Origin of the sequence: Leptolyngbya cf. ectocarpi LEGE 11479 (genome assembly GCF_015207065.1) — a bacterium.
Lineage (GTDB): Bacteria > Cyanobacteriota > Cyanobacteriia > Phormidesmidales > Phormidesmidaceae > Leptothoe > Leptothoe ectocarpi.
Map to the genome: position 1 here is coordinate 1 of NZ_JADEXP010000228.1, position 10559 is coordinate 10559.

Sequence of the window (10559 nt, forward strand, 5' to 3'; positions counted from 1 at the left end):
CTATGACCCTATCCGATCGTGGTTAGATAAACCAGTACGGCTCAACCCGTTAAGGTGTCGTGCTTATGCTCCAGGGGCTCTTTTTTCTAATTCTTTAAGTTCTTCACCTCATCTGGCAGCAGCTCCGACGGGCTACGGGAGGCGTCTAGGGTATTGAGCGATGACTTGAGCTTGGGGGCTTCGCGAATGCGGTTGAGTTGTCCCAAGGCCCATTCCGCTGTGCGCCGCACTTCGGGATCTTCATCCTCAGTAGCATGGCCTAACATCTGACTAATTTGCGTTACCAGATCGTAGACACGGGTTAAATCACGAATCGCATTTTTACGAACATCAGGGTTATCATCCTGCAGGGCAATGGCCAACGCCCGATTCATTGGTTTCAACGAACGGATGCCAATCTCTGACAAGGCTGCCAGGATTAAGCTCTTTTCCTTTGAGTCTGCATCCACCATGGTATTGACCAGGTGCTGCACAGCGGAGGAATTTCCGCGCTGACCGAGTTCCCAGATGGCCTTCCGTCGCTTAGTCGGATCAGCTACTTGCAAATTGGCGACTAGCTCATCCATGACATCGACTTTAGCCAACCGAGTAGTTGGTGTAGTTTCACCGATCGGATTTGCCGCAGATAGAGTCGGTAAACTGTCGTTGAGTCGATGATTGGAAGGGGTTACATGTTCTGCTGCTTGATCACTAGCTGTACCATTGGCTGCAGAATAGCCATTTAGAGCCGACTGCGCCGATGGGTGATGTGCTGCGTGTTCCTGCTGGGGTACCTCAGCAGGAACAGCGCCCCAGGGAGATTCCAGCTCATCATTGCGACCCTTGGCACGCTTGGCCAGTACAAAGCCAATACCAAAGCTACCCAGGGCGGCTATGATCGCTATCCCAGGCCATAGAAGTCCTCCACCTGACGATGGCGGTTCTTCGGCTGCTTGAGCATCTGTCTGACCATCCGTCTGCGCATCTGACGCGGCAGGAGCCGTTTCAGTGGCGGCAGGCTCAACGCCGGTCCCAGGCGAGACACTATCTCCAATATTGATTTCTTCGGGAAGAGGATCTGTGGGATTGAGTCGTACAGAGCTACCGTCGCTGGCTTCAGGATCGCCACCTTCAGACGGTTGCTCCGTTGCCCAATCTCCCTCAGTCTGCGACCCGGCATTGCCAGTTTCAGGAAGGCCGTCTGCTGGAGCCGTATCGGGAGTCAACAGACCGGGATTGACCGGGTCCTCTGCTTGACCGCGAAGTGTTCGGATCGCCTCAGCGGTTCCAGGCCCATAGATACCGTCAATCGGGCCATTATAATAGCCACGATTTTGTAACTCCTGCTGAATAGTTTTAATTTCCTCAACCTGCTGCTCGGACGTAGCGGTTTGCAGCGAGGAGTCATCGGGAAGACCACGCACATTTGGCACCGCCTGACCGGTATCAACAGCCGTACTAGGATCGACCGCTGAAGACTGCGCTACGAGCAGGGGCCGATTCTCGGCTCGCAGGCTCTCCACAGATAGTGTGAAAGCTGTCAGACTTGTTATCAATACTAAAGTAGAGCGCCAAATCATATCAGTTCAGTATCCAGTACCTGCGTCGTTCTGTTCACCGTTTAGATGGACTATTCAGTGGGGCAAATGGCAGATTCCTGCTCAATCCATACAACAGCCAGCTCATTCTGATGTTTTAAGAGCTTTTTAGTAAAAAATCATACAATTGCGCTGCTAACAGCCACTAGTCTATGCACAGCTCAAAAAATCAAATTGCCGCTCTAGCTAACGGACAGTAGCACCGGGCAACATCATAACTGTACCCAAATTTAGGGCTGTCAGTTCAAGGCAATAGCCTCAGTGTACCCACGACCCCATAAAAACTGCTGGCGGCGGTCGGTCAAGGCAATCGAAACAGGGATTGACAACTTGCAGCCAATACTAGCTTAAATAACGGTGTGATACGGGGACTGATTTATCAAGACTTCTTGGTATACGGGCAGCCTATGTAAAGCCTGGATATGTCTCAGGTGTTTAGGGAACCGCTGGGAGATGCAGAGGGTGCCGTGGTGCTCTTGAGGATATTGACTTTTCATGGCTTTGAAGCGGGATCGATCGGGTGCTGCGATCGCACCCACGTCATCAGTGCTTTTGATAGATCAGGACTAATCGATTCGGCTACCCTCATCACCGACGGTCCCGCCAATGTCTGTATCACTGCCTTGGTAATGACATCCCGCTGATTGACTAAATAGATACTGACCAGTGTAAAACCGACACCGATCCACTGAACCATGGTGAGGTTCTCAGCTAGCAATGATGTGCTGAAGGTGAGGGCAAATACGGGTGTGAGAAAAGTTAGTGCACTTAAGCTGGTCAAGTTACCCTTGGACGCTAGGTAGAAAAACACACCGTAGGCAAGGGCGCTCCCAAACACCGTTGAGTAAAAGATTGCAAGCCAGCCCGTCGTCGTAATGCCTTGCCACTGCTGTACCTCGGTGTAGGCCGATAGCCCCAGTAAAGGCAGCCCGCCAAAAATCATGTGCCAACCTGTGGCTACCACCGGGTCCACATGATGCGCAACATAGGCAATCATCACAGTGCCCACGGCCATTGATAAGGCGGCCAGCAGCATTAACCATTCGCCGTGGCCTAGTAGCTCAGCCAGCAGATCATCTACTGAGGCTAGACCCGCAAAGATATTAGTTTGAGCTGGCCAGTGCCCCGTTGATAGGGCTGTTCCCAGACCTGAGGTGGTTTGAATAATCCATTCATCGGGCAGCCCCAATAGACTGATACCCATAATCCCAAGTACTAGCCCTAGCCAACCCAGGGGACCGACCACCTCTCGAAATAAAAATCGGGCCATCAGGGCTACTGCAATGGGCTGAGAATCGATCATCACCGAGCCCAATCCTGCTCCCGTGCGCTGTAGGCCCTCAGCCAAAAATCCTTGGAAGAGGGTGCCATCGACTAAAGCGAAGCCCCCAATCCAGGCCCACCCTTGCCAACTCTGGGGCTGTTTGCGCCCTAGCAAAGCTGCCACCATCAGTACCAAGACACCCGCTGGCACTAGACGCAACGTGGCCAAAAATAAAGGAGTAGTGGTGTCGATCACCCCTTTCATCGCCACCATCGCGGTCCCCCACAAAAAAAATGGAGCAATTAAAACCAGTGTGGGTGTCTTTTGGGAGTTAAGCGGGGATGCCATGCAGCGAGGAACCTATGAATCTGACAGACTCTTAGTCTTATCATAAAGTAATGTTAAGTTCCGGGGACACTCCTCGCCAATTGATTGCTCCATCCATGGCTGACAGCAGCAAGCGGCAGCGGGAGTTTATAGTTATCATCTGGACTTTTAGTTGTTTATCAAGTTGCTTCTATGATTTGGCCATTCAAGCCACGCTTCCGTAAACAAATTGCCCGTATTGAGATTTCTGGGGCAATTGCGGGTGGAACTCGCAAACGTGTGCTGGAAGCCCTTGAAGAGGTTAAGGAAAAAAAGTTTCCAGCGCTATTACTCCGGATCGATAGCCCCGGTGGTACCGTTGGCGATTCCCAAGAGATTTACAGTGCCCTAAAGCAGCTGCAAGACACGGTGAAAATTGTGGCTAGCTTTGGCAATATTTCTGCATCGGGCGGTGTGTACATCGGCATGGGAGCCCCGCATATTGTCACCAATCCAGGCACTATTACCGGCAGTATTGGGGTGATTTTGCGCGGCAATAATTTAGAACGGCTGCTAGATAAGGTTGGGGTGTCTTTTAAGGTGATCAAGTCTGGCCCTTACAAAGATATTCTTTCGTTTGACCGAGAGCTTACCCAGCCTGAGCAAACGATTTTGCAAGAGCTGATCGACATTAGCTATGGACAGTTTGTGTCAACCATCGCCACCGCCCGCAACTTAGACGAAGCAACGGTGCGTGGATTTGCAGACGGACGCATTTTTACTGGTGCTCAAGCCCTAGAGCTGGGGGTGGTAGACCGGCTGGGTACCGAAGCCGATGCTCGCCGTTGGGCGGCTGAGCTGGCTGGCCTAGACCCAGAAAAGACTGAGATTTACACCATCGAAGAGCGTAAGCCGTTTTGGAATAAGCTCTTACCCGGTAATAGTCAGGGCAATAGTCAGATAGCATCTCCCTGGATAAGTCCACAGATGCTGGGCTGGTTAGAGTTTGAGCTGGCCTATCAGGGTATGCCTCTGTGGCTCTATCAATCACCTGGGACTACGCTGCCAGGCCCCTTTGGCGGCTAATCTGAGGTAAGCTCCCAGATCAGCCGACCGAGAACAGGCTACTCTATCTAAGGAGTTGGCTAGAAGCCAGTGCAGCAACAGATGGGGGATGGTCACCATGGAGCAGGGGGAGATAGGTCGCTGGCGGGTACGTGCGATTCGAGGCGCGACTACCGTAACGGAGAACTCGGTCACTGCCATAGAGGATGCGGTCACTGAACTCATTGATGCCTTGGAGGACAATAACCCGCTGACCACCGATGCCATGATTAGCGTCACGTTTTCGGTTACGACTGATTTGGATGCGGTGTTTCCAGCTGCGATCGCACGTCAACGCTCCGGTTGGGATACAGTACCCCTCTTAGATGTGCAGCATATGCAAGTGGCGGGCAGCTTGCCCATGTGTATTCGCTTTCTTATCCATGCCTATATGGCCATACCCAAAGCTGATATCTACCATCCCTATCTGCGGGGAGCGAGCGGGCTGAGGCCAGATTGGGCTAGTCTAACGACCTAATAATTGGGCGCAAATTTTTGCTCTGAAATATGGCGTTTAAGAACCATCGGGGCGTTGCACGCAACGCCCCGATGGTTCTTATTTTGCTTATTTTGAATGATCTTTCTTGGGATGAAAGCGGATACCCAGAAAAATATCGTAGATAAATCCCCAAAAGTCCTTACGACGCATCAGACCTAGGGACTGGGGAGAACCCTTTTCATCTAACAGAGGCTTCATCAATTCGTAGGCAGGTTTGTACTTGTACCAGGGAATAGAGGGCCATAGATGATGGACAAGGTGATAATTCTGTCCCATGATCAACAGGTTCAACACCCGCCCAGGATAGACTCGCGCATTTTTCCAGCGGTTCTTGTCTTCAAAAGGGCGGTGGGGCAGATAATCAAAAAATAACCCCAGGGCAACACCGACCACTAAAGCAGGTGCAAACCAATAGTTGGCAAAATAATCTAAAAAGCCAAACTGATAGGCAGAATAAATCAGGGCTGCCACGGTCAAACGACTTAAAAACCACTCCAATAACTCATACTTCTTCCACAATCGCCGCTGAAAAAAGTAAATTTCATGATAGAAAAAACGCGGCGCAATCAACCACAGAGGACCACAGGTGGAGACAAAGTGGTCTGGATCATTCTCTGGGTCGTTCACATTGGCATGGTGCTGCAAATGCACGCGTGTAAAAACCGGGAAGGTGAATCCCAGCATCAACGCGCTGCCGTGTCCCAAAACAGCATTGACAATGCGATTTCTATGGGCCGAATTGTGGGAAGCGTCATGGATAACGGTACCCACCAGATGCAAGGCTACCGTGTTCAAACCAAAACATATCCAATGGGGAAAGCTCCAGGAAAAGTACCCAAATGTGGAGACAGTTACGAGTGCAACTGCCCCTATGAATATGAGCAAATCCGGGCTGACACCACCATCTGCGTCTAAAAGATCTTTCGGCACTCGTCTGAGCACCGTCGAAGGGCGTGTTGCCACCGAAACCACAGTAATACTCCTTCACACCTATGTTACGAAGTATACGCTACCTAGAGGGAATAATAAAGATTTGTGACGTTATCTCATTTATGCCTTAATATTTCGCGACATGACTCGACCAGGTGTTGCTACTTTCTCGTTTCTAGATAGTCATGGGTTTCTGGGTTAGTGATTAGGCTGACCCAGAGATCCTTTGCCATAATTTAAGCTCTAAGGTATGCGTCAAATTGGACTACCTCCGACCGCCAGAGGTGTTGAAGCGGAAGCGAACCCTGGCATGATACTATCCGGTGGTTTGTTTGACACGTATGCACATCCAAAATAGCTGGGTTTTCGTCAAGACATTCGTTGACGAAGATTAAGCAGCTGACATCGGATGTGGTTTAACCCACTGTCTAACCCACTGACGGCTAGCCCACGGATAAAGCACTATGCCACTGCGCCATGCTCTGCGCCGGACTAAAATTGTATCCACCATTGGTCCGGCCACCCAGGATTCTGACACGTTGCGATCGCTAATTGAAGCTGGTGCCACCACACTACGTCTCAACTTTTCCCACGGGACCCATGACGATCACCAACGCAGTATTCGGTTGATCCGCCAGATCTCGTTTGAGCTCAACCAGCCCGTCGGTATTTTACAAGACCTGCAAGGTCCTAAAATTCGTCTAGGTAAGTTTGAAAATGGTTCTATCTGCTTAAAAACAGGGGATAGCTTTATCCTTACCAGCCGTCCGATGCCTGGGACGCAAACCATTAGCTCAGTGACATACGAGCCCCTCGTAGAAGAGGTGCCCACAGGCGCAATTATCCTCCTGGACGACGGTAAAGTAGAGATGCGCGTAGTCAGTAAGGATATGGAAAAGCGTAACCTTAACTGTGAAGTGGTGGTTGGGGGCAAACTGTCCAACAGCAAGGGTGTCAACTTTCCTGGGGTTTACCTATCGATCAAAGCGCTAACGGACAAGGACAGAGTAGATCTGGCCTTTGGTCTCGATCAAGGAGTTGACTGGGTGGCCCTGAGCTTTGTGCGTAACCCTCAGGACGTTCTAGAAATCAAAGAAATTATCGCCAACGCGGGCAAACGAGTTCCCGTTATCGTCAAAATCGAAAAACACGAAGCCATTGAACAGATGGAGGCGATTTTGTCGCTCTCGGATGGGGTGATGGTCGCTCGTGGGGATCTGGGGGTGGAGTTACCAGCAGAGGATGTCCCTATTCTTCAAAAGCGGCTGATTGCCACCGCTAATCGTCTAGGGATCCCGGTGATTACAGCCACTCAAATGCTCGACAGTATGGTGAGCAACCCACGACCCACCCGAGCAGAAGTCTCTGACGTGGCCAATGCCATTCTCGATGGGACTGATGCGGTCATGCTATCGAATGAAACCGCCGTCGGGGATTATCCAGTAGAAGCGGTAGCCACCATGGCAAAGATTGCCATGCGCACAGAGAAAGAACAAATTACCCAAAATTCATCAGAAGCCGCTGCTAGCCGCACGATTCCCAATGCCATTAGCCAAGCCGTTGGGCAAATTGCCTCCCAGTTAGATGCGGCTGCGATTATGTCCCTGACCAAAACCGGGGCAACGGCTCGTAACGTGTCTAAATTTCGCCCTCGCACCCCTATCCTAGCCGTCACTCCTCACACCGAAGTTGCCCGACGGCTACAGCTGGTCTGGGGGATCAAACCACTACTGGTCGTTGACCTGCCGTCTAGCAATCAAACCTTCCAATCCGCAGTCAACGTAGCCCAAGAAAAAGAGCTGCTACACGATGGTGATTTGGTGGTGATGACAGCTGGCACCCTGCAAGGGGTTTCCGGCTCTACAGACTTAATCAAAGTAGAATTGGTCACCGCTGTCCTGGGCCATGGCAAAGGCATCGGCGAAGGTGTGGCCAGCGGACGGGCTCGGGTCGTCAACCAGGCCCTCGCCGTTAGCAACTTTAATCCTGGTGAGATTTTAGTCGTCCCTAGCACTAGTGCCGACTATGTCGATATCATCCGTAATGCAGGCGGCATTATCACTGAAGATTCAAACCATGCGGGACATGCCGCTGTGCTAGGTATGCGGCTTGGCATTCCAGTACTAGTTGGTGTGACTGATGCCACCAACATTATCCGCGACGGCACCATTGTCACCATTGATGCAAAACGGGGCATGGTCTCCTCTGGTGCGTCCAACCTTTCCCGAGAGATGACAGCGGTTTACTAGAGCTTGTGGCCTATTAAAACTGTTTTAGCGGCTCCAGCTCAGCTCCAGCTTATATAGGGTAGGTTTGTCGCTGTCGCTTTGATTTGTTCTGAGCGTTGTAGTAGCTGTCCGCAAGCGTCCCAGGTGCCATTAATAAACATTTGTCGATTGCCTTCTTTTAAGGCGACCTCCCACGCTTGGCTACCAGACGAGATTTTGAGTATGTCTAAATCTATCGTCAGCTCTGTATCAGGTGCTTTGGTAATCAAGGCCTGAAGCTGAGCTACAGTAGCCGGATCCGCAGTTACGCAGGGCATCCCAATGGCAACGCAGTTACCCAAAAAAATCTCGGCAAAGCTCTCCCCAACGATAGCCTGAATACCCCATCGCATAATGGACTGGGGGGCATGCTCCCGCGATGAACCACAGCCAAAATTGCTATTGACTACCAAAATCTTGGCATCTTGATACTGGGGGTGGTCAAAGGGATGGTTGTTGCCAGCTCGATCATCGGCAAATACATTCTCCCCTAAACCATCGAAGGTGACACATCGCAGAAATCGAGCCGGGATAATGCGGTCGGTATCGATATCATTCCCCAGTAAAGGAATGCCACGACCGCTAACCGACGTGATTTTAGACATTGTCTGAACCATAGAGAAACAATCCTGCTGTATGAATAACAGAGCCCCCTTCCAGACGATGGCCATAGCCAGCTGAGATGTGGGGAAAAACGCTAACGTGTAAGAGGTTACCAGTTCTAAATGGTAGCTCGATATTACCCATGCTCATCAATAGACTTGCCCATGGCCAGTGTGTTTTCTGAAATGACCCCAGCTCATCAGGAGTTTATTCAAAAGCAGCAGCTCTTTTTTGTGGCTACTGCCCCTTTGTCAGCTGATGGGCATGTCAATTTATCACCCAAAGGCTTAGATACATTTTGCATCTTGTCTCCTACCCAGGTTGCATATTTGGATCTCACAGGCAGCGGTAATGAAACATCCGCCCATCTTGTTGAAAACGGGCGGATCACGCTGATGTTTTGTAGTTTTGACCGCCAGCCGTTGATTTTGCGACTGTACGGTGGTGGGATGACTGTATTACCCGATTCAACCCAGTGGACAGATGTAGCCCCTTACTTTGAACTCATACCGGGAGTGCGACAGATCATCGTAGTCGATGTGCATCGGGTGCAGACGTCCTGTGGATTTGGTGTTCCCATGTATGACTATCAGGGGCAGCGACCCACACTGCCAACATGGGCTCAGAAAAAAGGCTCAACTGCTGTGGCGCAGTACCAGATAGAAAAAGGGAGTACCAGTATTGATGGTTTAATCACTCCCATCGGTCAAGCTAATACTCAGGCCAATGCCGCCAGTAGCTAAAAAAACTGACGTATTGGCCTTTGCTCCCTTTCTTTAAGCGATCTCTCCTAATGGGCTCCTTACGCTTCGTACAGGAACTGTAAATCCCGATGCTCAGGAATACTAGCCTGATCGTAATAGGGACGATTGGTCAGCCAGACTGATTGATAGGGCTGCAGTTCATAAGCGGCATGCAAATCGTCAAAACGTTTGCCGCTAATCAGGTCCATCCAGCTATCGGTATTGACCAGGTTAAGCTCACTTAACCGTAGTGTATGAGGTTGATCGCTGAGGTTATGAATTGAAAAAATGCTCTGATCACGGGCGATACTCTGACGCCAGAACGCAAAAATAGCGGGATTTTCTGGATGCAGCGTATATTGAGTGGCGTTGGGGTGGAAGGCTTTTTGCTGACGACGAATTTGGATCAGGCGTGAAAGTTCCGCCAGCACAATTGACTGAGGTGTTTCAGGATCGCTTAAAAGAGCATCTAACCGCTGTTTGTCCCAGCAGTGGCGGTTAATGGAACGATTGTGACCTGTGTTGGCTACGCCGTCTAAGTCGTTAGGGGTGGCCAGTAAACTGTGGATATAGAATGCTGGAATCCCTTCTAGGGACATCATGACCGTCTGTGAGCAAATAAAACGCTCGATTTGCCACTGATCGGGTCCTTTGGCTGTACCTTGCAGGGCATCAAATAGGGAGATATTGATTTCGTAGGGAGATTCGCTACCGTCAGCCTTACTGCGCATGCTGATTTTGGCGCCAAAGCTTCGCATGGTCTCAATCAGCGTTGCAAATTCTCCGTCTTCCAAAAGACCTTCAGTAGGCCGTAGTCCGATGCCATCATGGGATGCGGTAAAGTTGAAGTAAGCACAGCCGATGGGCGCTGGTGGCATACTCATCATCCAGGTTTTGAGGTGATCGGCGCGCCCTTGCATCAATGCATTTAACAGCAGCGGTGGCAGGCTGAAGTTGTAGATCATATGGGCTTCGTTGCGATCGCCAAAATAGCTGAGGTTCTCGCGGTTCGGCACATTAGTTTCTGTAATCAGTGCTACTCCCGGATCGATCATCTGTATCAGTTCTCGGAAGGCCTGAATGACGGCATGGGTCTCAGGTAAATGAATACAGCAGGTCCCCAAAGACTTCCACAAATATCCAACCGCATCCAAACGAATGTAGCGGGCTCCGTGGTGGATATAAGCCAGAATAATTTTAATAAATTCTAGAAATACGTCTGGATTGCTGTAATCTAAGTCAACCTGATCGGCACTAAATGTGGTC

The 10559-nt window shown here is 50.6% G+C and carries 9 protein-coding genes; 4 read left to right on the forward strand and 5 right to left on the reverse strand.

Annotation, left to right across the window (positions count from 1 at the left end; all coding sequences use genetic code 11):
- Positions 1 to 86: 86 nt before the first annotated feature.
- Both IQ260_RS20570 and IQ260_RS20575 read right to left on the reverse strand, forming a co-directional pair.
- Positions 87 to 1502, reverse strand: coding sequence for a HEAT repeat domain-containing protein (locus IQ260_RS20570; protein ID WP_193994967.1), 1416 nt, complete (start codon positions 1500 to 1502; stop codon positions 87 to 89).
- Positions 1503 to 2070: 568 nt separating this feature from the next.
- The gene (locus tag IQ260_RS20575) at positions 2071 to 3189 is read right to left on the reverse strand and encodes a DMT family transporter (RefSeq protein ID WP_193994968.1); all 1119 of its coding nucleotides are present in this window, start codon (positions 3187 to 3189) and stop codon (positions 2071 to 2073) included.
- Positions 3190 to 3360: 171 nt separating this feature from the next.
- Between IQ260_RS20575 and sppA the strand changes: the two genes are divergently transcribed.
- Both sppA and aroH read left to right on the forward strand, forming a co-directional pair.
- Positions 3361 to 4233: a signal peptide peptidase SppA gene (gene sppA, locus IQ260_RS20580; RefSeq protein WP_193994969.1), complete on the forward strand. Its 873-nt coding sequence runs from the start codon at positions 3361 to 3363 to the stop codon at positions 4231 to 4233.
- 88 nt (positions 4234 to 4321) lie between these two features.
- Positions 4322 to 4729, forward strand: coding sequence for a chorismate mutase (gene aroH / locus IQ260_RS20585; RefSeq protein WP_322745005.1), 408 nt, complete (start codon positions 4322 to 4324; stop codon positions 4727 to 4729).
- A gap of 87 nt (positions 4730 to 4816) precedes the next feature.
- Here aroH and crtR read toward each other — a convergent pair whose 3' ends face one another.
- Positions 4817 to 5722, reverse strand: a complete 906-nt coding sequence (crtR, locus tag IQ260_RS20590; protein ID WP_193994970.1) for a beta-carotene hydroxylase — start codon at positions 5720 to 5722, stop codon at positions 4817 to 4819.
- Between the two features lie 422 nt (positions 5723 to 6144).
- On the opposite strand from crtR, the gene pyk reads away from it, so the two are divergent.
- The gene (gene pyk, locus IQ260_RS20595; RefSeq protein ID WP_193994971.1) at positions 6145 to 7929 is read left to right on the forward strand and encodes a pyruvate kinase; all 1785 of its coding nucleotides are present in this window, start codon (positions 6145 to 6147) and stop codon (positions 7927 to 7929) included.
- A 38-nt stretch (positions 7930 to 7967) separates the two neighbouring features.
- Here pyk and leuD read toward each other — a convergent pair whose 3' ends face one another.
- Positions 7968 to 8564 carry a 3-isopropylmalate dehydratase small subunit gene (leuD, locus tag IQ260_RS20600; RefSeq protein WP_228016305.1) on the reverse strand — a complete coding sequence of 199 codons (597 nt, stop codon included), beginning with the start codon at positions 8562 to 8564 and terminating at the stop codon, positions 7968 to 7970.
- 150 nt (positions 8565 to 8714) lie between these two features.
- Between leuD and IQ260_RS20605 the strand changes: the two genes are divergently transcribed.
- Positions 8715 to 9293 (forward strand): pyridoxamine 5'-phosphate oxidase family protein, encoded by a 579-nt coding sequence (locus IQ260_RS20605; protein ID WP_193994972.1) that lies wholly within the window; start codon positions 8715 to 8717, stop codon positions 9291 to 9293.
- A gap of 59 nt (positions 9294 to 9352) precedes the next feature.
- Here IQ260_RS20605 and IQ260_RS20610 read toward each other — a convergent pair.
- A partial coding sequence (locus IQ260_RS20610) for an alpha-glucosidase C-terminal domain-containing protein (protein ID WP_193994973.1) occupies positions 9353 to 10559 on the reverse strand: 1207 nt, incomplete at its 5' end.